This window comes from uncultured Lutibacter sp., from assembly GCF_947495725.1.
GTDB lineage: Bacteria > Bacteroidota > Bacteroidia > Flavobacteriales > Flavobacteriaceae > Lutibacter.
This window is the reverse complement of sequence record NZ_CANLZZ010000004.1, coordinates 347275-372733: the sequence shown is the minus strand read 5'-3', so window position 1 is coordinate 372733 and position 25459 is coordinate 347275. Positions and strand designations below refer to the sequence as shown.

General features: G+C 28.6%; 25 protein-coding genes and 1 tRNA gene. 20 read left to right on the top strand and 6 right to left on the bottom strand.

All coding sequences use genetic code 11. From position 1 onward, the window contains the following. Positions 1 to 140: 140 nt before the first annotated feature. The 3 genes from Q0776_RS11315 (at position 141) to Q0776_RS11305 (ending at position 3671) form a co-directional block, all read left to right on the top strand. Complete coding sequence (locus Q0776_RS11315) at positions 141 to 1418, top strand: hydroxymethylglutaryl-CoA reductase, degradative (protein ID WP_298368211.1); 1278 nt, start codon at positions 141 to 143, stop codon at positions 1416 to 1418. Then, a complete protein-coding gene (locus Q0776_RS11310) occupies positions 1418 to 2347 on the top strand; it encodes a GYDIA family GHMP kinase (protein ID WP_298368210.1) in 930 nt (309 codons plus the stop codon). The genes Q0776_RS11315 and Q0776_RS11310 overlap by 1 nt, the downstream gene beginning before the upstream one ends. 112 nt (positions 2348 to 2459) lie before the next feature. Further along, positions 2460 to 3671 (top strand): NAD(P)/FAD-dependent oxidoreductase, encoded by a 1212-nt coding sequence (locus Q0776_RS11305; RefSeq protein WP_298368207.1) that lies wholly within the window; start codon positions 2460 to 2462, stop codon positions 3669 to 3671. A 180-nt stretch (positions 3672 to 3851) separates the two neighbouring features. Here the strand turns inward: Q0776_RS11305 and Q0776_RS11300 are convergent, their stop codons facing one another. The 3 genes from Q0776_RS11300 to Q0776_RS11290 are packed head-to-tail and all read right to left on the bottom strand — an operon-like array spanning position 3852 to position 5126. Further along, a complete protein-coding gene (locus Q0776_RS11300; RefSeq protein WP_298368204.1) occupies positions 3852 to 4085 on the bottom strand; it encodes a hypothetical protein in 234 nt (77 codons plus the stop codon). Positions 4086 to 4087: 2 nt separating this feature from the next. Continuing rightward, positions 4088 to 4696, bottom strand: a complete 609-nt coding sequence (locus Q0776_RS11295) for a thiamine diphosphokinase (protein WP_298368202.1) — start codon at positions 4694 to 4696, stop codon at positions 4088 to 4090. Positions 4697 to 4736: 40 nt separating this feature from the next. Further along, positions 4737 to 5126: a MotA/TolQ/ExbB proton channel family protein gene (locus Q0776_RS11290; RefSeq protein ID WP_298368199.1), complete on the bottom strand. Its 390-nt coding sequence runs from the start codon at positions 5124 to 5126 to the stop codon at positions 4737 to 4739. 210 nt (positions 5127 to 5336) lie between these two features. On the opposite strand from Q0776_RS11290, the gene Q0776_RS11285 reads away from it, so the two are divergent. The 7 genes from Q0776_RS11285 to Q0776_RS11255 all read left to right on the top strand — a co-directional run bounded on the left by Q0776_RS11285 (position 5337) and on the right by Q0776_RS11255 (position 11919). Beyond that, positions 5337 to 6410 carry a histidine kinase gene (locus Q0776_RS11285; protein WP_298368197.1) on the top strand — a complete coding sequence of 358 codons (1074 nt, stop codon included), beginning with the start codon at positions 5337 to 5339 and terminating at the stop codon, positions 6408 to 6410. Then, the gene (locus Q0776_RS11280; RefSeq protein WP_298368194.1) at positions 6403 to 7119 is read left to right on the top strand and encodes a LytTR family DNA-binding domain-containing protein; all 717 of its coding nucleotides are present in this window, start codon (positions 6403 to 6405) and stop codon (positions 7117 to 7119) included. Before Q0776_RS11285 ends, Q0776_RS11280 begins: the two co-directional genes overlap by 8 nt. Positions 7120 to 7152: 33 nt before the next feature. Further along, positions 7153 to 8265 (top strand): diphosphomevalonate decarboxylase, encoded by a 1113-nt coding sequence (locus tag Q0776_RS11275; RefSeq protein ID WP_298368547.1) that lies wholly within the window; start codon positions 7153 to 7155, stop codon positions 8263 to 8265. Positions 8266 to 8270: 5 nt separating this feature from the next. After that, a complete protein-coding gene (locus Q0776_RS11270; protein WP_298368192.1) occupies positions 8271 to 9197 on the top strand; it encodes a mevalonate kinase in 927 nt (308 codons plus the stop codon). Positions 9198 to 9225: 28 nt separating this feature from the next. Beyond that, positions 9226 to 10155, top strand: coding sequence for a geranylgeranylglycerol-phosphate geranylgeranyltransferase (locus Q0776_RS11265; protein WP_298368190.1), 930 nt, complete (start codon positions 9226 to 9228; stop codon positions 10153 to 10155). Positions 10156 to 10464: 309 nt separating this feature from the next. Next, positions 10465 to 11430, top strand: a complete 966-nt coding sequence (locus tag Q0776_RS11260) for a pseudouridine synthase (RefSeq protein ID WP_298368186.1) — start codon at positions 10465 to 10467, stop codon at positions 11428 to 11430. A 192-nt stretch (positions 11431 to 11622) separates the two neighbouring features. Next, the gene (locus Q0776_RS11255; RefSeq protein WP_298368183.1) at positions 11623 to 11919 is read left to right on the top strand and encodes a hypothetical protein; all 297 of its coding nucleotides are present in this window, start codon (positions 11623 to 11625) and stop codon (positions 11917 to 11919) included. A 104-nt stretch (positions 11920 to 12023) separates the two neighbouring features. Here Q0776_RS11255 and Q0776_RS11250 read toward each other — a convergent pair. Then, positions 12024 to 12099 (bottom strand) — tRNA-Phe (locus Q0776_RS11250). 98 nt (positions 12100 to 12197) lie between these two features. Here Q0776_RS11250 and Q0776_RS11245 point away from each other — a divergent pair. The 7 genes from Q0776_RS11245 to Q0776_RS11215 all read left to right on the top strand — a co-directional run bounded on the left by Q0776_RS11245 (position 12198) and on the right by Q0776_RS11215 (position 19906). Beyond that, entirely contained in the window at positions 12198 to 12923 is a 726-nt protein-coding gene (locus tag Q0776_RS11245) for a type III pantothenate kinase (protein WP_298368181.1), read from the top strand. Next, complete coding sequence (locus Q0776_RS11240) at positions 12924 to 14201, top strand: hypothetical protein (protein ID WP_298368178.1); 1278 nt, start codon at positions 12924 to 12926, stop codon at positions 14199 to 14201. A gap of 15 nt (positions 14202 to 14216) precedes the next feature. Continuing rightward, positions 14217 to 15566 (top strand): tetratricopeptide repeat protein, encoded by a 1350-nt coding sequence (locus Q0776_RS11235; protein ID WP_298368176.1) that lies wholly within the window; start codon positions 14217 to 14219, stop codon positions 15564 to 15566. A gap of 40 nt (positions 15567 to 15606) precedes the next feature. Beyond that, positions 15607 to 16167, top strand: coding sequence for an LPS export ABC transporter periplasmic protein LptC (gene lptC, locus Q0776_RS11230; protein WP_298368175.1), 561 nt, complete (start codon positions 15607 to 15609; stop codon positions 16165 to 16167). A gap of 3 nt (positions 16168 to 16170) precedes the next feature. After that, positions 16171 to 16365 (top strand): hypothetical protein, encoded by a 195-nt coding sequence (locus Q0776_RS11225; RefSeq protein WP_298368172.1) that lies wholly within the window; start codon positions 16171 to 16173, stop codon positions 16363 to 16365. Then, positions 16366 to 17631 carry a hemolysin family protein gene (locus tag Q0776_RS11220; RefSeq protein WP_298368171.1) on the top strand — a complete coding sequence of 422 codons (1266 nt, stop codon included), beginning with the start codon at positions 16366 to 16368 and terminating at the stop codon, positions 17629 to 17631. Between the two features lie 112 nt (positions 17632 to 17743). Continuing rightward, positions 17744 to 19906: a peptidylprolyl isomerase gene (locus Q0776_RS11215; RefSeq protein WP_298368168.1), complete on the top strand. Its 2163-nt coding sequence runs from the start codon at positions 17744 to 17746 to the stop codon at positions 19904 to 19906. A 75-nt stretch (positions 19907 to 19981) separates the two neighbouring features. Here Q0776_RS11215 and rho read toward each other — a convergent pair whose 3' ends face one another. Next, on the bottom strand, positions 19982 to 21709 hold the full coding sequence (rho, locus tag Q0776_RS11210; RefSeq protein WP_298368166.1) for a transcription termination factor Rho: 1728 nt from the start codon (positions 21707 to 21709) through the stop codon (positions 19982 to 19984). A 216-nt stretch (positions 21710 to 21925) separates the two neighbouring features. Here rho and Q0776_RS11205 point away from each other — a divergent pair, with 216 nt between their 5' ends. The 3 genes from Q0776_RS11205 (at position 21926) to Q0776_RS11195 (ending at position 24902) form a co-directional block, all read left to right on the top strand. Beyond that, positions 21926 to 22360 carry a DUF4293 domain-containing protein gene (locus Q0776_RS11205; protein ID WP_298368164.1) on the top strand — a complete coding sequence of 145 codons (435 nt, stop codon included), beginning with the start codon at positions 21926 to 21928 and terminating at the stop codon, positions 22358 to 22360. Positions 22361 to 22514: 154 nt separating this feature from the next. Beyond that, complete coding sequence (locus Q0776_RS11200; RefSeq protein ID WP_298368163.1) at positions 22515 to 23174, top strand: response regulator transcription factor; 660 nt, start codon at positions 22515 to 22517, stop codon at positions 23172 to 23174. Between the two features lie 21 nt (positions 23175 to 23195). Next, positions 23196 to 24902, top strand: a complete 1707-nt coding sequence (locus Q0776_RS11195) for a tetratricopeptide repeat protein (protein WP_298368161.1) — start codon at positions 23196 to 23198, stop codon at positions 24900 to 24902. On the opposite strand, the gene Q0776_RS11190 is transcribed toward Q0776_RS11195, so the two are convergent. Further along, a complete protein-coding gene (locus Q0776_RS11190) occupies positions 24899 to 25393 on the bottom strand; it encodes a metallophosphoesterase family protein (protein WP_298368160.1) in 495 nt (164 codons plus the stop codon). The two genes, Q0776_RS11195 and Q0776_RS11190, sit on opposite strands and share 4 nt — an antisense overlap. Between the last annotated feature and the right edge of the window lie 66 nt (positions 25394 to 25459).

Below are 25459 nucleotides of genomic sequence, written 5' to 3'. Positions count from 1 at the left end.
ATTTCGAAAAATAAATGCCAAGTTTAAGAAAATTTTGGTAATTAAAGGGTGAATAAAATCATAAAAAATACAAATTTGGTAATATATAATTATGTTTAATTAATCAAGTATCTTTGCTTTTTTTAAATTCAAGATTAAAAATGTCTAAAACAATTAACGGGTTTTCAAAGTTGACTAAAATTGAAAAAATAGATTGGCTTATTGAAAATTTTTTTGAAGGTGATAAAAAAGCACGAAAAATTTTAAGTCAGTATTGGAATGACAATAAAATTATTCAAGATTTACACGATGATTTTATTGAAAACACTATTTCTAACTATTATTTACCATTTGGAATAGCGCCTAATTTTTTGATAAACGGTGTGGATTATACTATTCCAATGGCTATTGAAGAAAGTTCAGTAGTTGCAGCGGCTTCATTAGTAGCTAAATTTTGGAGTACACGAGGAGGTTTTAAAGCTGAAGTTATTTCAACAGTTAAAATTGGACAAGTACATTTTATGTTCGAGGGTAATAAAGCTGAACTTCAAAATTATTTTAATACAAAAAAGAAAGATTTACTTAAAGCAACTGAAAGTATCACCAAAAATATGCGTAAGCGAGGAGGTGGAATTTTAGACATTGAGTTGCGCGACAAGACTAAAGATTTACAAAACTATTATCAACTACACGTTACTTTTGAAACTGTTGATAGCATGGGAGCTAACTTTATAAATTCTTGTTTAGAAGCAATTGCTAGTGAGTTTGAAAAAGAAACTATCAGAGTAATAATGAGCATACTTTCAAATTATGTTCCGGAATGTTTAGTTAGAGCAGAAATAAGTTGTAATGTTGAAAATTTATATGCGGATAATTCAGAATTTTTAGCTCAAAAATTTGTAGAAGCTGTTCAAATTGCAAATATAGAACCGTATAGAGCAGTAACACATAACAAAGGCATTATGAATGGAATTGATGCAGTTGTAATTGCCACAGGAAATGATTTTAGAGCCATAGAATCTTGTGTACACGCATATGCCGCCAAAAATGGTAGGTATAAAAGTTTATCCAATGCAACTATTGAAAAAGGAATATTTAAATTTTGGATTGAAATTCCATTGGCATTAGGAACCGTTGGAGGTTTAACATCATTACATCCTTTGTCTAAATTCTCAATGCAATTGTTAGGAAATCCTACTGCAAAAGAATTAATGCAAATAATTGCAGTGGCAGGTTTGGCACAAAATTTTGCAGCTTTGAGAGCACTAACAACAACAGGAATTCAAAAAGGACATATGAAAATGCATTTAACTAATATTATTAAAGGTTTAGGTGCAAGTGAAACTCATAAAAAGTTTTTAATAAAGTATTTTGAGAACAAAACTGTAACACATAATGCTGTTGTAGAGGCTTATAATAAATTGGTTGAAAATAGATAATGAAAGAATTTTACAGCAACGGAAAATTATTATTAACGGGAGAATATTTTGTCTTAGATGGAGCAAAATCTCTAGCTTTACCAACAACTTGTGGACAAAATTTAATTGTAAAGCAAATTGAAGAACAGCAATTAATTTGGAAGAGCTACACAAATACTGACGAATGTTGGTTAGAAGCTATTTTCGATTTACCAAAATTACGTTTGTTTAGTGCCGATTTTGAAGCAAGTGAAGATGGAGGAAATGATACATTAGCGGAAACCTTAATGCATATTTTACAGGAGGTTAGAAATTTAAATCCTAATTTCTTGAATAGCAATAAAGGCTATTTAGTGGAAACACATTTAACCTTTCCTAAAAATTGGGGATTGGGAACCTCTTCAACATTAATAAATAATTTAGCAAATTGGGCAGAGGTAAATCCATATATTTTACTTCAGAATACTTTTGGAGGAAGTGGTTACGACTTAGCTTGTGCAAAACATAATACATCAATTTTTTATACAAGAAATGGAATAAAACCAACTATAGAACAAGCCGAATTTAATCCTCAGTTTAAAGATCAACTGTATTTTGTGTACTTAAATAAAAAGCAAAATAGTAGAGAAGGGATTAAACGGTTTAAAGAGTTAAAAGGCAATTTAACCTCAGAATTAAGTGATATTTCGAGTTTAACAAATGCCTTTGTGGAATGTAATAATTTACAAGATTTTGAAAAACTATTACAAGAACATGAGCAATTGGTTTCAAAAACAATTCAACTAAAAACAGTACAAGAAATATATTTTTCAGATTATTTTGGGCAAACAAAAAGTTTAGGAGCTTGGGGAGGCGATTTTATTCTTGCAACAGGAAATGAAAATTCGATAAAGTATTTCAAACAAAAAGGATTTCAAACAATAATTCCATATCAAGATTTAATTTTATAATTGGTGAAAATCCTCATTCTGAATTTATTTCAGGATCTCATCAATCTTGGCAATAATTATTATGTGAATCTGAACTAAATTCAGGTTGACCAAAAATAAGCAAGTTGAAAATATGAAGAAAAAACTAATAATAGTTGGTGGAGGTGCAGCAGGTTTTTTTGCAGCAATTAATGCAGCAGAATTAAATCCAGAATTGGAAGTTGTTATTTTAGAAGGGAGTAATAAAGTACTTCAAAAGGTTAAAGTAAGTGGAGGTGGACGCTGTAATGTTACACATGCTTGTTTTATACCAAATGATTTAACCGAGTTTTACCCCAGAGGAAGAAAAGAATTACTAGGTCCTTTTCATCAATTTATGACTGGAGATACCATGGAATGGTTTGAAAATAGAGGAGTTCCTTTAAAAATTGAAGACGATAATCGTATTTTTCCCGAAAGTAATTCATCTCAAACTATTATAGATTGTTTTACTGAAAGTGCTAATAATGCAGGAGTTGTATTAAAAACCAGTTCTAGAGTAGATACTATTGAAAAGAAAGGTGAACAGTTTGTTGTAAAAACAAATTCTGAAGAATTTATTACAGATTATGTATTGATTGCCGCTGGTAGTAATGCTAAAGTCTGGAGTTTAGTGGAAGGTTTAGGACATAAAATTGTTCCTCCAGTACCTTCATTATTTACCTTTAATATTTCTGATGAAAGATTGAAAAATATTCCAGGAATTTCGGTTCCAAATGCTTCAGTAAAAATTCTAAATTCAAAACTAGCAGAGCAAGGACCATTATTAATTACACATTGGGGATTAAGTGGACCTGGAATTTTAAAACTTTCGGCTTGGGGCGCAACAGAATTATCTAATAAAAATTATAATTTTGAAATAGAGGTAAATTGGCTGTCCAAACCTACAGAAGGAGTTTTAGAGTTTTTAAAAATTCAAAAAAATAAAAACGGAAAAAAGCAAGTTATTTTGCGTTCAGTTTTTGAAGATGTTTCAAAACGTTTATGGTTTAAACTAGTGAAGGCTGCTCGAATTTCGGAAACTGCTCAATGGGCACAATTAAGTAATAAACAGTTAGAAGATTTAGCTAACCAATTAACTAAATGTACATTTAAAGTTAATGGAAAAAGTACGTTTAAAGAGGAATTTGTAACTGCAGGAGGTGTTGATTTAAAAGAAATTAATTTTAAACGTTTTGAAAGTAAATTCCATAAAAATTTATTTTTTGCAGGGGAAGTGTTAAATATTGATGCGGTAACAGGTGGATTTAATTTTCAAAATGCTTGGACAGGTGGTTGGATTGTAGCGAATTCAGTTGGTAATTAATTTTTGATGTCATTCTGAAAGTGGTGTTAACGAATTGAAGAATCTTGTTTGAATTGAAACATAAGATTTTTCGCTATCGCTTAAAATGACATTTATAATTCTAGATAAAGTATATACGATATGAAGAATCTTTCACATAATTAGAACCCGAGATTCTTCAACATGATAAAAAATGATAAGCTATGCCAATTGTCCACGATGCGGTTTTAAAGCGTCTCTGTAGGTTTTCATATCAACTTCATCAACAATAATAAACGCAATAGCGTGCATTTCGGAAATTATTAAAAAGTTAATTTCGTAGAAATGTAATTTTTCAATTAATGCAAACTCTTTTAAATGAATACAATGGTGTTCAGCAGTTTTTTGAGAAGCCGGGCCTTTAAAATCCCAAATTAGTTTTAATTTTCTATTCATAATTACTTATTACTAATGTAAATTAGTAAATCGCCAATTGCTAAAGAAACTTTTACCGTATTTTCAATGGCTTTATTTCTTGTTCCAACTCGCATTCCAAATATTAAACTTTCATCATTTAAAGGGTATTTTAATCCTTTGGTTTTAACGCTATGAGCTTCAGGAAAAGGAACCAATGAAATAGTTTTGTTTAAAACATTTTCTAAAATACATTCGTTATTTATAAAAAAATAGGTTCCAAAATCATCGAAAAAAGTTATTCGTACATCATTAATCCATAAAAGTGCCGTACTTAAATTTCCTAAAAAATGGTCATGCTCTTTCCCGCTTCCTCCATAAATATCAATAGAAGTAAACCCTTTATCTTTTATAATTTGAAGGGCTTTTTCAAAATCGGTAAAATTTTGATCGGGAGTATTAATAACTTCTACATCTTTTGGAACTTTATTTATAGAATCAAAATCACCAGTAACCAAATCCGGAACAATATTATTTTCTTTAAAATGGTTGTACGCACCATCTATTGCACACGAAAAATCGTATTTAGATAAGTCTGGAAAAACCTTCGGTTTTAACCCATTTAAAAGAATAAAAGCCTTTTTAGTTTTCATATTTTGTAAAAGTAACTAAAAAGGCAGATAAGTGTAAAATTTATTTTTTAAGTATGTTCAAAATAATAATTCCAATTCTGGCAATTAGAAAAACAATCATACCAAATAAAGGAGAAAGAATTGCAACTTTAAGTCCGCCAGCTAAAATAGAAGGTGAAACATCTCCCATTGCTTGAATTGCGTCAAACGCAGTTATTAAACCAATCATTTGACCTAAAAATCCCCAAACCAATACAAATAAACTAATGGAACTTACCACAGTAACCGTTTTGTCTCGTGTTGTTGGTTTTACAAAACCTCTTATTAAAAGTGCAATAATTACAATTAAAATAAAAAGTGTTGTGTACATAAATAATGGACCTCCTTCATCTAATCTTGCTAAAAATGGATTTCCAATTAAAGGTTTAAAGGTTTGAAGTGCTAATAACATAATGTGGTTTTTTTAAAATTATAAGTCAAAAGTAAATTGTTTACTAATTAGTTAAATTTAATTGCGGTAATTGACAAGAAAGTTACGATAATCAACAGATTAAACCAGAATTTTGTAGAATAAAGTTGGAAATTGGTAAAATGAGGTGATTTTTTCTGTTTCTGTCGCTAAAATAGATTTAACTTTAGCATTATTTGCATATTGCACTTTATGAAAAGTAAGAATACTATTTTAAAATATATTTTAACCATTTGTGGTCACCTACTATTTTGGATAGTAATTTATAATTTTTACGCCTATTTTTTAGGATATGGAAGTTCAAATACGCAATATGTAAAATTGTTTTCGGCGTTTTTAATGCCTATTACAATTCTTGTAAGCTATTTTTTAATTTATTATTTAATCCCTAATTATTTACTCACTAAAAAATATTTATATTTTATTTTATACAGTATTTACACACTTATTCTCTCGGTGTTTTTAATTATTTTATCCATAATGTATGGATTACTATATTCTGAAGGTTATAAAAATGTTGGTAATTCTGCACCACTAACTAAAACACTGCCATTTATTGTGCTAGGAGTTTATTTTGTGGTGTTAATTATTGTGTCATTTAGTTTAATAATGTACAATTATAAATCTATAGTGAGTAATGAAAATTTAAAGAATAAAATACTGCAAACCCAGCTACAAATTAAAGATCAAGAATTACGGTTTTTGAAGATGCAAATTCATCCACATTTTTTATTTAATTCATTAAATACCATTTACGGTTTTGCTCTAAAAAAGAAAGATGAAGCACCAGAAATGATTCTAAAACTTTCTAATTTACTAGATTATATTTTATATCAAATTGAAAAACCACAAGTTTTATTAATGGACGAAATTAATCACTTAATGGATTATGTTTCTCTTGAAAAAATGAGATTTCATGATACATTAGAGGTGGAAACCAAAATTGAAGTTTCAAATAATACTACTCAAACTGCACCTATGTTATTAATACCTTTTGTTGAAAATGCATTTAAACACGGTGATATTATAAATGGTAGTTTAAATGTTGAAATTAGTATAAAAACAGAAGGAAATAAGTTATTTTTTGAAATAGAAAACACATCAATAAAAGAAAATAAAATTAATAAAGGAATTGGGTTGGAAAATATTGAAAAACGATTGGAAATGTTATACACAAATAAATATTTATTAGAAACCAAACAAACGGACAATAGTTTTAAAGTAAAATTGATTATTAAGAATTTAAAACAGTTTAAAAATGAGTAAATTAGTTAACTGTATTATTGTTGATGACGAGCCCATGGCACGTGAAATTTTGCAAAATCATTTACAAAAAGTAGACGCAGTAAATGTGGTTGCCACTTGTAAAAATGCCATTGAAGCGTTTAATGCAATAAATTCTAACCAAATAGATTTAATTTTTTTAGATATAAACATGCCTGAAATATCAGGACTTTCGTTTGCGAAATCAATCAATAAAAACATAAAAGTAATTTTTACAACAGCTTATAGAGAATATGCTATTGACGGTTTTAATTTGCAAGCGGTAGATTATTTATTAAAGCCAATTTCGTTTGAACGTCTATTGCAAGCTGTAAATAAATTTTTAGGAGAAACAAATGTTGAAGTAACTAATTCTTCAATAGAAATAAAGCCCGAAAAAAATGATTTTATTTTTGTGCGTGCTGATCGTAAAATGATGAAAATTAATTTTTCAGAAATTAAATATGTCGAAAGTTTTAGCGATTATTTAAAATTCCATTTAAATGAAAAGGTTATTGTTACTCGCGAAACAATATCAAGTATTGAAGCAAAATTGCCTAAATTAGATTTTTTAAGAATTCATCGCTCATTTATTGTTTCAATTTCAAAAATTGAATCGTTTACAAACGAGTTTATTGAGATTCATAAAAAAGCATTGCCCATAAGTAGAAGTTATAAAAAAGATGTACTTCAAAGATTAGATAATGTTTAGCTAAAACATTTATCTTTGCGCAAAATTTTTGTTTTGATTGAAGCCGATTTTATTTTAGAAAATTATAATTCAAATTCCATAAAAAGTGGGAATGCTACTTGGAAAACTCCTAGCAATATTGCTTTGGTAAAATATTGGGGAAAACGCGATCCGCAATTACCAGAAAATGCTTCTGTTAGTTTTACATTAGACGCTTGTTTTACGTTAACTACTTTAAAATATACAAAACGTCATTCTAAACTTAATTCAGAATCTCATAATGGTGGTTATAATTTTGAAGTTTATTTTGAAGGGAAAAAGAAAGAGGATTTTAAACCAAAAATTGAAACATTTTTTAAAAGGGTTGAACAATACATTCCTTTTTTAAAAGACTTCAATTTTATTATTGAATCAAGAAATTCCTTTCCTCATAGTAGTGGAATTGCTTCTTCGGCTAGCGGAATGAGTGCCTTAGCTTTGTGTTTAATGAGTATTGAAAAGGAATTAAATCTTAAAATGACAGATGAATATTTCAATAAAAAAGCATCGTTTTTAGCGCGTCTAGGTTCTGGTAGTGCTTGTAGAAGTATAGAAGGAGAATTAATTGTTTGGGGTAGTCATAAAGATATTAAAGGAAGTTCTAATTTATTTGGAATTAAATATCCTAATAAAGTTCATGATAACTTTAAAAATTACCACGATACTATTTTGTTGGTTGATGAAGGGGAAAAGCAAGTTTCTAGTACAGTTGGGCATAAATTAATGCATAAGCATCCTTTTGCGGCACAACGTTTTAAACAGGCTAATGATAATGTTTCAAAACTATCAGAAATACTTCAAAATGGAGAATTAAAACAGTTTATTGCTATTGTTGAAAGTGAAGCATTGAGTTTACATGCAATGATGATGACGAGTAATCCATATTTTATTTTAATGAAACCTAATACATTAAAAATAATAAACAAAATTTGGGAGTTTAGAGCCTCAACAAATAGTAACATTTGTTTTACGTTAGATGCCGGTGCCAATGTACATATATTGTTTCCTGAAATAGAAAAAGAAGAGGTTAACAATTTTATAACAAGTGAGTTAATTCAGTATTGTCAAGAAAATCACTATATTTGCGATAGAGTTGGAATAGGGGCAAAACTAGTATCCAATAATTAACATTTATGAAAGGACCACTTTTTTACGCTAAAATATTGTTATTTGGTGAGTATGGAATTATAAAAGATTCCAAAGGTTTGGCCATTCCTTACAATAGTTTTCAAGGAGCTTTAAAAAAGACAGAAGAGCTAAATGATAATGCCAAAAAATCTAATGAGAATTTAAAGAAGTTTTACGTCTATTTAAAAAGATTGGAAACTAACTTAGTAAATTTTAGGTTAGATGAATTTAAAGCTGATATTGAAGATGGTATGTACTTTGATTCTAGTATTCCACAAGGATATGGAGTTGGGAGTTCTGGAGCGCTAGTTGCTTCAATTTATGATAAATATGCCGATGATAAAATTACTGTTTTAGAAAACTTAACTCGTGATAAGTTAATGTTGTTAAAACAAGTTTTTTCTTTAATGGAATCTTTTTTTCACGGAAAAAGTTCAGGTTTAGATCCATTAAATTCATATTTAAGCATTCCAATTTTAATCAATTCAAAAGATAATTTAGAAGCAACAGGAATACCTGCTCAAAGGGAAGGAAAAGGAGCAGTTTTCTTGTTAGATTCTGAAATAATGGGTGAAACGGAACCTATGATTAACATTTTTATGACAAAAATGAAAAATGAAGGTTTTCGAAAAATGTTAAATGAAGATTTTGCTAAATATACAGATGCTTGTATAGATGATTTTTTGAAAGGAAACGTTAAATCCTTATTAGGAAATGTAAAAGGACTTTCTAAAGTTGTATTAGATAATTTTAAACCAATGATTCCTCAACGCTTTCATAATGTTTGGCAAAAAGGTTTAGAAACTAACGACTATTATTTAAAACTTTGTGGCTCTGGAGGTGGAGGTTATATTTTAGGCTTTACTAAGGATTACAACAAAACAAAAGAGCTGCTAAAAAACTATAATTTAGAGTTAGTTTATAGATTTTAAGAGTTTGTAATCGAGAAAAATTTCAATAATGGATTTATTAGAAATCTCAAAAAATAACAGCAAAAAAAATGCTCCGTTATATATAAAACTATTAAGTTTATTCTCTGTTGTTCGCGGTTATAATATTTTTTTAATTGTAATAGCTCAATATTTAGCATCAATTTTTATTTTTTCACCGGATAAATCACTTCGTCACGTATTATTAGATATTCACTTATATTTAATTGTGTTGTCAACATTATGCGTAATTGCCGCGGGGTATATTATTAATAATTTTTACGATACAGAAACAGATCGTATAAATCGTCCAGTGAAATCTAAAATAGATGCTATTGTAAGCCAAAGAGTAAAATTACGTATCTATTTTGCTCTAAATTTTATAGGCGTTTTAATTGCCTTATTTGTCTCTTTTAGGGCATCATTGTTTTTTGCAGTTTATATTTTTGGAATTTGGTTTTATTCACATAAATTAAAAAAATATCCATTAATTGGATTGTTTACAGCTGCAATTCTCGAAATTTTACCTTTTTTCGCAATATTTGTTTACTATAAAAATTTTTCTGAAATTATTTTTACGCACGCCGCTTTTTTGTTTTTTATATTGTTAGTAAGGCAATTAATTAAAGATTTAGAAAGAATTCAAGGAGATTTTGTCCAAGACTATCAAACAATTGCGGTTAAATACGGAGAATATTTTACGAAAATATTAATAACCTTATTGGTTTTTTTAACACTCAATCCAATTTACTTTTTATTAAAATACCCTGAAATTGGAGGGATGAAATATTATTTTTATGGAAGTATATTGGTGTTAACTGTATTTGTATTTTTGTTATGGTTTAGTAAAAGTAAAAAGCAATTTGTAATTCTTCATTTACTATTAAAGTTTCTAATATTGGCAGGAGTTTTTAGCCTTGCATTAATTGATTATTCTGTTATAATAAATCGAATATTGTAAAAGAGATATTATTTTAAACTATCAACTAAATTTAAATCTGTATTCCTTGTTTGTTGCTCTTAGCTACCACATATTATCTTGAATTTTTTGTCTTTTAAAGCTACTTGTAAAATTTTTTGTTTTAGTTTGTGAAAAGCTAATAGTTTAAATAAGTAATAATAGTGTAAAAAATGTAGTTGTTTATAATAATTTAATTTTAGTGTTTATACCTCTATATCAATCTGTTTTATAATTTGTTACCGTTGTAATTTTTGAAATGTTATTTTTTTTATAAGAAGATTAGATATACTTTTGCAAAAAATTAAAATAATGAATTCTAATAAAAACTCGTCGAGAGGACGACACCAAGGAAAAAAGAGTCCTCAAAAATCTTCAACAAGTAAATCTGGAGGGAATAGAAAATTTTCAGATCATTCAAAATCAAAACCTTTTAAAAAATCTACTGATTCTGATACTAGGGGAGGATCTCAAAATTTTTCAAATAAAAAATTTGACACAAAAAGAAAATTTGTAGATAAAGATAAGGAAAGAAGTAAGCCTAAACAAGTAAGTATTTCTAATGAAAGCGAGGGAATTCGCTTAAATAAGTATATTTCAAATTCAGGAATATGTTCAAGGAGAGAGGCAGATGTTTTTATTGCTGCTGGAAATGCCACTGTTAATGGTAAAATAATTTCCGAAATGGGGTATAAGGTTATGCCAACCGATGAAGTAAGATTTGATGGATCTTTAATAAGTCCAGAAAAAAAGAGATATGTTTTACTTAATAAGCCAAAGAATTTCATAACCACAATGGAAGATGATAGAGGGCGAAAAACGGTAATGGATCTTGTTTCAAATGCATCAAAGGAACGTATATATCCAGTTGGAAGGTTAGATAGAAATACAACAGGACTTTTATTGTTTACAAATGATGGAGAGCTTGCCAAAAAATTAACACATCCTAAGCATAATATTCAAAAAATATACCACGCTACATTAGATAAGAAATTAAGCAATTCAGATTTGAATAAAATAGCCGAAGGTTTTATACTTGATGAACGTAGGATTCAAGTTGATGAAATATCCTATATATTAAATCAACCGAAAAATGAAGTTGGTGTTAAAATTCATTCTGGTAGAAATAGAATTGTAAGAAGAATTTTTGAACATTTTAATTATAGCGTTTCAAAATTAGATCGCGTTATTTTTGCAGGATTAACAAAAAAAGATTTACCAAGAGGACATTGGAGATATTTAACAGAGATGGAAGTTAATAATCTTAAAATGTTGTAAAACAGATCATTAATCTAAGTCTAAAACCAAGAGGAATCTTGGTTTTTTTTATGTCTTTTTTGTTTAAAATAAATTTAGTTTTTTTTTATTTACTTTATTTATTCATTCATTTATTTTTTTATATTTGAGAAATTGAAATTACATTTTTAGTGTAATTATTACAGTTTTAAGTCTAATTATAACATATTTATTTTGAAGAGGATAATAGTAGATTATAAAAAATTAACACCAGAAATATTAAATTTATTGGTAGAAAAATTTCCTGACGGATACGGAATTAGAGATATTGTCCATTTTACAAATCATAAAGGTCAATTTGTTGATGCGGTTGAAGTAAAAACAGAGGATACCATTTATTTGGTTAAAATAAGCGAAGAATTAGCCGATTCAATGGATAATTATGAAGAAGAAGAAGAAGATACAGAAATTAACGATGATTTAGATATTTCAGTGGATGATGTAGATTTAGAAGCTGATTTAGATGATTAATTAAAAAAAATATAAGCCATAAAAAAACCTGTTGAAATTATCAACAGGTTTTTTTTTATACTATATGTAAAATTAAAAAACCCGAACTTTTGTTCGGGTTTTTATGGTGGTGCCTCCAGGAATCGAACCAGGGACACAAGGATTTTCAGTCCTTTGCTCTACCAACTGAGCTAAGGCACCATTGCGTTAGCGGATGCAAATATAAATGTATTTTTTATACTAAACCAAACATTTTTTAAAAAATCTGTCGTATTTTTGATACTTGTTAAAAAAACTTAATGCATTTAATAATCGATATAGGAAATACTAGAATTAAAATTGCTGTTTTTAATAATAGTGAATTAATTTATAATGAAGTGATTACAGAGAAAAATCTTCTTCATACTGCAATTGTTTTAATTGAAAAATACAATTGTACAAGTGGAATAATTTCTTCGGTTGGAAATGTAAAAAAAAATGAAATTGAAGAAATAAAATCAAAAATTAAGCTAATAGAGTTGAATTCTGACACTAAAATTCCATTTAAAAACAATTATTCAACACCAAAAACGCTTGGAGTAGATAGAATTGCTTTGGTTTCGGCTGCAGTTTCAAAGTTTAAAAATAAAAATGTTTTAATAATTGATGCAGGTACTTGTATAACCTATGATTTTGTTAATAGTATTAAATGCTATTTTGGAGGAGCCATTTCACCAGGTTTAAAAATGAGGTATATGGCACTTAATATGTTCACAAAAAAATTACCACTTCTTGAACCTATTTTTTCAATAGAATTAATTGGAAATTCAACCGAAAGCAGTATTCACTCGGGAGTAATTAATGGCATTATAAATGAAATTGATGGTTCAATTTTTGATTATAGAAAAAAAAATAGAGATTTAACAGTAGTTTTAACAGGAGGAGATGCTAAATTCTTGTCAAATAAATTAAAAAATAGCATATTTGCCAATCCTAATTTTTTGCTAGAAGGATTAAATACAATTTTGACCTATAATTTAAAATAAATGATAAAAAAAATAATAGTAGTTTTAACACTATTTATATCGGTTATCAGTTTTGCTCAAAAAAATAATGCCTCGGCATATTCTTTTTTTGGTATTGGAGATAAAAACAATACAAATACTGTTGATCAAATTAGTATGGGTGGAATTGGAGTTTCATTAAATGAAGCTTTTCGTTTAAACTTATCCAATCCAGCATCATTATCGGGTCTAAAATTTACAACCTATACACTTGGAATTGAAAACATAAATATAACAGCTAAAGATGGTGTTGATTCAGAGGCAGGTTCTGCTACGTACCTTTCCTATTTAGCTATGGGAATCCCATTAAGTGAAAAAGCTGGATTATCGTTTGGTTTAATGCCAAACTCATCCGTTGGTTATTCTTTAACATCAAGTATATATGATTCTGAGAATGAACTATCTGAAGTTTCAATTTATGAAGGAGAAGGAGGTACGAATAAGGTATTTTTAGGTTTTGGAATTCAACCATTTAAAGGACTTAGTGTTGGTCTTCAAGGAAATTATATTTTTGGAGAAGTTGAAAACAGTATTGTAAATCAATTAAAAGGCGCTTCTTTAGGAACAAAATATGAAACTATTTCTACTGTAAAAGGATTTGCGTTGAACGGTGGATTTCAATACATAACTAAATTAAATGATAAATTGAATTTTCATTTAGGAGCGAATTTTGAAATAGAATCTGAAACTGATACAGATGGGAAGGAAAATATTTATTCTTTATCTGCGGCAGGTGTTCCAAGAGATACAATTTTAAGCCTAGAAAGTAAAGGGTTAATAAAGTCACCTTTAAAATCTTCTGTTGGTATTGGAGTTGGACGAGAAAATAAATGGTTTGCTGGTGTCGATTATAGTTTTCAGGAAGCTATAGAGTTAGAAGGAAGTGTAAATGCAAATTATTCAAGAATAGCATACGACAAATACAGTAAAATTTCAATTGGAGGATTTTATACTCCAAAGTTTACGTCAATTACAAGTTACTGGGAAAGAGTAACTTATAGAGCTGGATTAAAGTTTGAAAAAACAGGTTTAAAGGTTAATGGAGATGGAGTTGGTAGTGATTTTACACCAATTGACGATTTTGGCATATCTTTTGGAGTAGGGTTACCAGTAAGTAATCAGTTATCTAACTTAAATCTTGGATTCGAATTTGGAAAAAGAGGAAAAATTACTAATGGATTAATTCAGGAAAATTATATGAATTTTAGATTGAGTTTTTCATTAAATGATAAATGGTTTAAAAAACGAGAAATATTTTAATTAAAAATTAGAGAAATGAAAAAAATGAGACATGTAGTAACCTTATTATTTTTATTAGTATCAACACCCATTGTATTTGCACAAGCTAATGCAGATTGTACTATAAAGTATAACCTTTTTAAAGGAGATTACAACGCAAAAAATTATGATAATGCTTATGAAAACTGGATGTGGTGTATGGATAACTGTCCAACTTTATCTGTTAATATTTATAAGTATGGAGTCAAAATAGCAGAGCATAAATTTGAAAATGCAGCTCCTGCAGATAAAGCTGCTGCTGCGGATGTTGTAAGAAGAGTTTTCAAACAAAGATTAGAGCATTTTCCAAAAGATAAAGCAGATGTTTTAGATAAGATGGCAACTTTTGAAGCTGAAGCAGGTTCATCTGAAGACGTTGTTTACGGATTATTAGAGCAAACTTTTAAATTAGATCCAACAGAACTTTCACCAAAAAACATTTACAGTTATTTTGATATTATTTTAAATAAATATAAAGATTCTGACACTCAAAAAGTATTTGATACCTATGATGAAGTTGGAGAAGCTATTGAATTAAAAAGAGAATATTACGCAAAAAAAATTGGAGCAATTAATGCAAAAGATTCTACAAAAATTTCATCAAAAGATGTTAAAAACAGAAAAATTTATCAACAATTAACAACAAATTTATCTATTGTAGAAAGTGGATTAGATCAAAAACTTGCTTCTATATCTACGTGTGAACGATTAATTCCTTTTAATAGAAAGAACTTTGATAAATTTAAAAATGATGGTATTTGGTTAAAAAGAGCTGTATCGAGAATGTATAATAAAGAATGTACAGACGATCCACTTTATGATCAGTTAGTTGAGGCTTATGTTCATGCCGATCCTTCTCCTCAGGCCTCTGTATTTTACGCTGGTATTTTAATGAAGAATGGTGAAACAAATAAGGCAATGGAATACTTTAAAAAAGCGGTTGATCAAGAAACCGATACTTACAAAAAGGCGGGTCACTTATATAAAGTAGCACAAATTCTTAGTAAAAAAGGAAGAAAGTCTGAAGCAAGAAGTTATTGCTACCAAGCTTTAGAACAACAGCCAACAATGGGTAAAGCCTACTTGTTAATAGGAAGTATGTATGCATCTAGTGCAAACTCTTGTGGAACTGATATTGTTTCAAAAAGAATGGTATATGTGGCAGCATTAAATAAAGCTAGAAAAGCAAAAGCAATTGATCCTAGTATTAGTTCTCTTGCCAATAGATTTATAAATTCTTATTCGGGTAATATTCCTACTACAAAAGATTTATTTGTTGCAGGTGTTAAATCTGGAACATCACATAAAATAGGATGTTGGATAAATGAAACAGTTAGAGTTCCTTAATAATTTTAATTAAAATATTATAATTGATTATATTTGTTATATGACAAAATCAATTGTACATAATGTAAGAAACATTGCTATTGTATTTTCAATAGCAATGTTTTTTTCATGTACTAACGACGCTAAAGAAGTGAGAGATTTTTTAGCTGATAAAAATTTACCCATTGGAGTAGCTAAGGATATTTATATGAAACATACAGACTCTGGTAGGGTGGATGTTAAAATGAAATCTCCAATTATGCTCGATTTTAGAAATAGAGAAGAACATCCGTATTCAGAATTTCCGGAAGGTATTTATATAACCACAATTGAAAAAAATGGTGATTCTACTTCTATAAAAGGAGATTATGCAAAAAGCTACGATAAGACAGAAGTTTCTGAAATAAGAAATAATGTTGTAATAATTAATTATTCAAAAAAGAATAAATTAGAGACTTCAGAAATTTATTGGGATCAAAAAACACATTATTTTTTTACTGAAAAAAGATTTGTATTTTACACTGAAACAGATACCATTTATGGAACTGGTTTCGAAGCTTCAGAAGATTTAGATATTTGGTGGGTTAAAAATCAAAGTGGAGTTATTAAATTAAACGAATAAATTATGAAAAATATTTCCAAAATATTTGAATACGGTTACTTAATTATTGCCGTTGTGTTCTTAGTAGAAACTGTATTAAATTGGAATACGGATAGATCTAGATCTTATTTACTATTGGTTTTTGCAATTTTAGCGATTTTTATGTATTTCTTTAAGAAAAGATTTAGAGCTAGAATGGAAAATAGGACTAAAGATTAAATGGAGGTTCAAATAGCTGTAATATTAATATCTATATTGCTTTCTGCCTTTTTTTCGGGGATGGAGATAGCATATGTATCGGCTAATAAATTTCAAGTTGAACTTGAAAAAAAGAAAATAGGTTTTACCTCGAAAATTTTAAGTAGGCTTACTTCAAACTCCTCCAAATTTATTACTACCATGTTGGTTGGTAATAATATAGCTCTTGTGGTTTATAGTTTTTTTATGGGAGAATTTTTAATTCAATTACTTCCCATTGAGAGTTTTAATGAATTTACACTTTTATTTCTTCAAACAATAATTTCAACTATTATAATTTTAGTATCGGCCGAATTTTTACCTAAAGCAATATTTCGAATTTACGCTAATGAAATGCTTTGGTTTTTTGCACCATTGGCCTACTTTTTTTATGTGATTTTTCATTTTATATCAAATTTTATAACCTTTATATCAGATTTTTTTCTGAGAACTTTTTTTAATTCAACAAAAGACGTTGAGCAAAAAGAGTTTACCAAAATAGAATTGGGAAATTATATTACAAAACAATTAGAAAATGCAAAAGATTATGAGGATGTAGATACGGAAATTCAAATTTTTCAAAATGCATTAGATTTTAACAATTTAAAAGCTAGGGAGATAATGATTCCTAGAACCGAAGTTGTTGCCGTTGAAATAGGAGAGACTATTACTAATTTAAAAAAATTATTTATAGAAACAGGGTATTCAAAAATACTTGTATATAAAGTTTCTTTAGATGATGTTTTAGGATATGTTCATGCGTTTGAGTTATTTAAAAAACCAAAAAACATAAGGTCCATACTACTTCCTGTTGAATTTGTTCCAGAAAGTATGATGATAAACAATGTTTTAAATGTGTTAACCAAAAAAAAGAGAAGCATCTCTGTTGTTTTAGATGAATTTGGTGGAACCTCGGGTGTTATAACAGTAGAAGATATTGTAGAAGAATTATTTGGGGAAATAATTGATGAACACGATACTGTAGAATTACTTGAAAATAAAATTAATGATAGAGAATATGAATTTTCTGCAAGATTAGAGGTTGATTATATAAACGAAACGTATAATCTAAATATAGAAGAAAATGAAGCTTATGAAACTTTGGGAGGTTTTATAGTTTATCATCACGAAGATATTCCAAAAGAAGAAGAAATAATTGAAATTAATGAATTTCAATTTAAAATGACACGAGTTGATTCATCAAAAATCAATGAAGTTTACCTAAAAATTATCGATAAAGTTGAATAGAATAAATGTATAATTTATTAGTTCCTATTTTTACTGTTAATTGTGGTAATTTCACTTTCATAATTAAATACTTAATTGTATTTTCGCACACTATAATAAAACAAATAATATAATGGCAATTTTATCAAAAATTAGAGATCGTTCAATGTTTCTAATCCTAATTGTAGGATTAGCACTTTTTGCATTCGTATTAGATCCAAGTTCTATACAACAATTTTTCAGTACCAGTAAGATTAATGCTATTGGAGAGGTCAATGGAGAGGAAATAGATAGAGAGGAATTTGCACGTCAAGTTGAGAATTATAGATCTCAAAATGGAGGCAGAGTTTCACAGATGCAAGCAGTAAATGCAGTTTGGACAGGAATGGTTGGTGAAAAAGTTTTTCAAGACCAATTAGAAAAAGCTGGAATTGTAGTAGGAGAGAAGGATATTTGGGATGCAATGGTTTCATTAAACGAAATCCAGAATTCTCCATTATTTAAAAATGAGGCTGGTTTATTTGATGAGGAAAAGCTTAAAGAATATATAGCTAATATGAAAGATGATGCAGACGCTGGTAATCCACAAGCATGGACAAGTTGGTTGGCTACAGAAAAAAGTATTAAACAAAACTTAGAAAGAGAGGCATATACATCATTGGTAAGAGCAGGTTTAGGTGCTTCATTAAAAGAAGGTGAACGCGATTATTTGTTTAATAACACCAAAATGGATGCACAGTTTGTATATGTGCCATACGCTTCAATACCTGATAGTTTAGGATCTGTATCTAGAGATGAAATTCAAGCATATTTAAAAAATAATAAAAAACGTTTTAAGGCAGAAGCTGGAAGAAGTTTAAAATACGTGAAATTTGATATAGTTCCTTCTGAATCTGATGACGCAGAAACGAAACAAACAGTTGAAAACTTTATTAATGATAGAGAAGAGTATAGTAATGCTGCTAAAACAACAGTTAAAATAGCTGGATTAAAAAATGCAACAGATTATGAAGCATTTTTAAGCGAAAACAAGTCTGATTTAGGAATTGATAATGGATATAAGTTCAAAAATCAAGTTTATGCTGAAGTTTCAGATGAAATATTTAATTCTGAAGTAGGAATAGTTGTTGGTCCTTATAAACAAAATGGTTATTATAAAATATCAAAAGTTGTTGAAACAATTCAATTACCAGATTCTGTAAAATCTAGCCATATTATTGTTCCATTTGCAGGAACAACAAGATCAACTTCTACAAAAACAAAAGAACAAGCAAGAAAAACTATAGATAGTGTTTTTGCTCTTGTAAAAAATAATAAATCCAAATTTACATCAATTGCAGATGAAATTAATTCAGATGGAACAAAAGGTAAAGGTGGAGATATTGGATGGGTTCGTAAAGATCAAGCATTTTCAGCTTCGTTTGATAAAGATTTTGCAAACTTTATTTATAAAAATAAAAAAGGTAGTATTGATATTGTGGAGACAGCATTTGGATTTCATATTATTAGAATAGACGATCAAACTAAATATGAGAAAGCTGTGAAGCTGGCTACCTTTGCTCGTTTAATTGAGGCTTCAGAAGAAACTGAAAACATTATTTTTGAACAGGCTGAAACATTTAATGCAATGTTAGCAGAGGGAAAAGATATAAATGAAGTAGCTGAAGAAAATAAATACATAGTTCAATCGGCAATGGATTTAAAAGCTTTGTCAGAAGTAATTCCAGGATTGGGTGCGCAACGTCAAATGGTTACTTGGGCGTTTAATGAGGAAAGAGAAAAAGGAGACTCAAAAAGATTTGACATTGATGTTAATGGAAAAAGAGGATATGCAGTTACTGTTTTAAGTAATATTTATACTGAAGATGGTATATCATTTTCGTCAGATTTATTAACTGGAGTTCGAAAAGAATTAATTGAAAAGAAAAAGGCAGGATTAATTGAGAAAAAAATGACTGGGTCTTCTTTAGAAGAAATTGCAAAAAATAGCGGAGTTACTGTTAGAAGCGCATCTTCGGTTAGTTTGTCTAGTCCTTTATTATCGGGTGTAGGAAATGAACCTGCTGTTGTTGGGGCTATGTCAACAATAAAAATTAATGAAATTTCTGATAAAATTTCTGGTGAAAAAGGAGTATTTGTTGTGAAGGTAACAAAACGTGACGCTCCTGTTGAATTAGAAAACTATGATTCTTTTAGAAAGAAAATTATAACAGAATATCAAGGAAGAGGAAATCAAGTTTATAAAGTGCTAGAAGAAACAGCAGACATTAATGATAATAGAGCTAGATTCTTTTAATTTATAAATGTACATAAATTGAATCATAAAAAAAGCGAGCATTAGCTCGCTTTTTTTATGATATGAGGTTTTAAGTTATCCGTTCATAGATATTAAAAATTCTTCATTTGAAGTGGTAAATTGAATTTTATCTTTAATAAATTCCATTGCCTCAACAGGATTCATATCTGCTAAATATTTTCTTAGTACCCACATGCGTTTAACAGTTTTTGGGTCTAATAATAAATCATCTCTTCTTGTACTGGATTTTACCAAATCAATAGCAGGATAAATTCTACGGTTAGCAATATTTCTTTCTAATTGAAGCTCCATATTACCTGTACCCTTAAACTCTTCAAAAATAACTTCATCCATTTTCGATCCAGTTTCAGTCAATGCAGTTGCAATAATAGATAAAGAACCACCATTTTCTATGTTACGTGCGGCTCCAAAAAATCTTTTTGGTTTATGTAAAGCATTAGCATCAATACCACCCGATAAAATTTTCCCAGATGCAGGCGCAACAGTATTGTATGCTCTTGCTAAACGAGTAATTGAATCTAAAAGTATAACAACATCATGACCGCATTCAACCAATCGCTTTGCTTTTTCTAATACAATATTGGCAACTTTTACATGTTTATCTGCAGGTTCATCAAAAGTAGAAGCTACCACTTCACCTCTAACGCTTCGTTGCATATCTGTAACCTCTTCTGGTCTTTCATCAATTAATAAGATTATTTGATAAACTTCAGGATGGTTCGATGCAATAGAGTTAGCAATGTCTTTTAATAACATTGTTTTACCCGTTTTAGGTTGAGAAACAATCATACCTCTTTGACCTTTTCCAATTGGGCAAAATAAATCCATTATTCTAGTAGAGAGTGTATTTGATCTCCCTGCTAAATTAAATTTTTCCTCTGGAAATAAGGGCGTTAAGTGCTCAAAAGAAACACGATCCCTTACAACATTTGGATTTAATCCATTAATTTTTGAAACGCGTATTAAAGGGAAATATTTTTCTCCTTCCTTTGGTGGGCGTACAACTCCCTTAACAGTATCACCAGTTTTTAATCCAAATAGTTTTATTTGAGATTGAGATAAATAAATATCATCTGGCGAAGATAAATAATTGTAATCAGATGAACGTAAAAAACCGTATCCATCAGGCATCATTTCTAGTACACCCTCGCTTTCGATAATTCCGTCAAATTCATAATCGGGATCTCTGTAGCGATTGTTGTTTTTTCGAGAATCTTTTTGATCCTTTTGTTGATTAGGATTTTGTTGTTTACCTCTATTTTGTTGATTCGGATTTTGTTGTTTGTGAGGTTGTTTAGTCTGTTGTTTTGCAGGTTGCTTAACTTGTTGTTTAGCCTCTCTTGTAGCTGTTTTTGATGTTGCTTCAGAATTAGAAATAGCCTTTTTTGGTTGTTGATTAGGTTTACCTTTAGGAGTTTCTTTAGGAGTTTCTTTAGGAGTTTCTCCATTAGCCTCTTTAGGTAAATTAGGCTTAATTTCTTTTGTTATTGGAACAGCATTTGCTTCAATAACTTTTTCATTTTGTTTAGGCTTATCAGTATTAGCAGGAGAAGATTCCTTTTTTACAGGAACTTTTTTAGTAATTCTTTTACGCTTCGGTTTGTTATCACTATTTGTAGGTTCTTTTTTAAGAACTTTGGAAGGCGTAGAAGCTTGAATATCTAAAATTAAATATACTAAATCTAATTTTTTAAGCTGGCTATATTTTTTAGCTCCAATTGTTTTTGCTATCTCTTGTAGCTCAACAAGAGTTTTCTCCTTTAGTTGGGAAATTTCAAACATTATGTTATTTTGTAATTATTGTTTTTATAAACGTACGTAATATGTTATTCTTTCTAAGAATTTTATTGTGAGTAAACTAAATGATGGTTAGTTGTTTTAATTGTAGTCGAATTGCTTTGTAAGAGTCAATTGATATGCAAATATATGAAAATATTTCACATAATAATGTTTAGAACTTTAAAAATAAAATGTATTTTTGCAATCCATCAATTTATTATGATTCAAAGGATACAAACTATTTACTTGTTATTAGCAACTTTATTTTCGGGAGGGTTAATTTTCTTCTTGAATTTATGGGTTACTGAAGAGGGAAATAAGTATTTTGCTACAGATTCCTTTAATACCGATAGTATGTTATTGAAATTAATTACATTATTGTTTTTAGTATCATCTTTAATAACATTAATTGCGGTATTTCAATATAAAAAAAGACAACTACAATTTGTTTTGGGACGTCTTTCAATTTTGATCAACTTTATTTTATTAGGTGTGCTCGTATATTTTGCACAAAACTTATCTGGAGAAATGGAAGTTTCGGAGAAGGGTATTGGGTTGCTTATTCCAATTTTAACGATACTATTAGTTGTAATGGCTAATAAAGCAATTAAAAAGGATGAGGAGCTTGTAAAATCTGTCGACAGATTGCGGTAAACCTAACATCTTAGTATATTTAGTGCAGAAAAACCATTTTAATTTTAATTAAAATGGTTTTTTGTTTCTAACGGTTTTCCGTGATGGATAAATTTCATTACTTTTAAGTATGGTATGGGATTTTATTAAATAATATATTTGCAAAGGGAAATTTATGAGAAAGATAACAGTTCATATTGCCGATGACCATCAATTGTTAATTGATGGTTTGGTTGCAGTATTATCATCAGAAGAAAATATTGAAATTGTTGGTACTTCGCTCAATGGAGAAGAAGTATTGAGTTGGTTTGATAATCATAAGGCAGATATTTTAATTTTAGATATTAATATGCCAAAGATTGATGGAATTTCTGTTTTAAAAAGCTTCTTAAGTAAAGGTTTACAACAAAGTGTTATTGTGTTGTCTAGTTACGATGATTCTAAATTAATTAAAGAGGTTTTAAAAATTGGCGCACGTGGTTTTTTAGCAAAAAAATGTGCGGGACATAGCATTGTTAATGCAATAAATGATGTTTATAGTGGAAAACAATATTTTAGCGATAGTATTAAAGAAAAACTACTTCTTACATTTTCAACAAACCCATCTAGCATTGAAGAAATTTCTCAAGATGGAACTTTTTTTAGTGCGCTAACTCCAAGAGAAATAGATGTGCTAAAATTAATTTGTAAGGAAATGAATTCAAAAGAAATAAGTGCTAAACTTCATATTAGTGTTAATACTGTTGAAACTCATCGAAAAAATTTAATAAATAAGTTGAAAGTTAAAAATGTTGTTGGGTTGGCTATTTATGCAATGAAACACAATATTGTTTAATATTTAGCTATTTTTTCAATTATGTATAAAGTTTTATATTGTTTTCTAATACTTTTTTTAGGGATAAACCATGTAGCAGCCGCTAATTTTAAGTTTGATTATGAACATTTTAATTATTTAGAATCTGATAATGGAAGCTTAAAACTTATTAAAAAACTTTTAGAAGATGGCAAAAGTGAAGAGGCTTTAGAGAAATTATATAAATATATTGAAGAAGTAAAAATAACTAAAGAAAATAAAAAGGTTATTGAGGCAAAAATTTTACTTGCTGATATTTATAGAGAAAATGGAGATTATAAAAAATCCACATCAATTTTTAACGAAGTTATTCCTTTAATTTCTGATGATCTTAGAAACCTAGAATATGTTTTTTTTAAAAAAGGAGGAAATTTTCAAAGAGATAGTCAAATTGATTCTGCAAAAGTTTTTTATGAAAAAGCAGTTGAAGTTGGTGAAAAAGTAGTAGATAACGAGGATTTAAAAGCAAAATTATATTCAAATTTATCAGGCATATTTTATTTAAATGGTGATTACGATAGTGCAATTAAATATTTTAAAATAGCAGCCAATTTTCAAAAAATTCTTGGGAACAAAGATATTGAAGCAGGAATTTTAAACAATATTGGGAGTGTTTATTATATGCAAGGGAAATACACGAATGCTTTAGAAACTTTTCAAAAGGCATTTGATTTAGTAGGTTTTGGACAAGAAGATTTACAAAAACAAACTAGAAATAAGTCATATATAAATATGGCGTATGCATATAGCAAACTAAAAGATTATAAAAAAGCATTTGAATATCAGGATAAATATTTTTCACTTAATGATTCTTTACAAAAGGAGTTAAAGTATAAGGAAATTGCGGTTATACAATCTGAATATAATTTAGAGAAGAAAGAAAAGGAAAAAGAAATTGAAAAAGCCAAAAGAAAGGATGCAGAGTATTTAACTTTTGGCCTAAGTATAGCAGTAATAATACTGTTATTAGGCGTTTATTTTTTACATAAATTGTATAAGTTAAACAAGAGAAATCACGTATTACAAATAAATCAAGAGCAGCTTTTAAGTCAGAATAAAATTGAAAAAATAAAAACCGATAATCAATCAAAAATTTTAGCGGCTACTTTAGATGGGAGACTTGAAGAACGAAAAAAGATTGCTAATGTACTTCATGATAATGTTAGTGCCTTACTATCTGCAACAAATTTACATTTGTATGCAAGTAAAAAGAAATTAAAGGAAAATGTTCCAACTGAAATTGAAAAAGCTCAACAAATATTAGATGAAGCTTCAGAGCAAATTAGAGATTTGTCGCACAACTTAATATCATCAGTACTTGTAAAATTTGGATTATCAGTAGCAGTTCAAGATTTGTGTGAAAAATCATCAAATTCAAGTATTAGTTTAATTTGTATATCTAAAGATATAGGTAGATTTTCAGAAAATTTTGAAATTAAAATGTTTAATATTATAAATGAATGTGTTAATAATATTTTAAAGCATAGTAAAGCAAAAAAAGGGATTATTTCATTAGAGCAGTTAGATGCAAATTTAATTATAAATGTTTCTGATAATGGAGTTGGTTTTGACGCTAAGGGAATTTCGGGTAAAGCAGGAATTGGTTTAAATCAAGTTAAAGCTAGAATAAAAGTTTTATACGGTACAATAGAAGTAAATTCTTCAAAAGAAGGAACTCAAATTTTTATTTCTGTTCCAATTGAGAATTAACGTTTTTCTAATTCAATAATTTCTAAATTAGAAATATTTCCTTTTGAAATTTGAAAACGAAGCATTGTTCTTACTTTATGAAAGCCACTTTTACCAGCGGCGCCAGGGTTTAAATGCAGCAGGTTTAATTTTTTATCATAAATTACTTTTAAAATATGTGAATGCCCGCTTATAAAAATTTTAGGAGGATTTGCGATAAGTTCATCTTTTACTCTAAAATCATACTTGTTTGGGTAACCTCCAATGTGGGTAATCCAAACAGAAACACCTTCTGTTTCGAACTTATTATCTAACGGAAATTCAGATCTAATAGTGCTATTATCAATGTTTCCGTAAACAGCCTTTAATGGTTTTAATTTAGAAATGATATCAGCAACCTCAATACTTCCAATATCTCCAGCGTGCCAAACTTCGTCTGCTTTTTTAATATACTTAAGTATTTGGTCATCTATAAAACTGTGCGTATCGGAAAGTAAAATAATTTTTTTCATTCTTATTGAAAATTTAAACTCACAAATAAGCATTATATTTGCAGTCGTACAAAATTAGCATTTCAA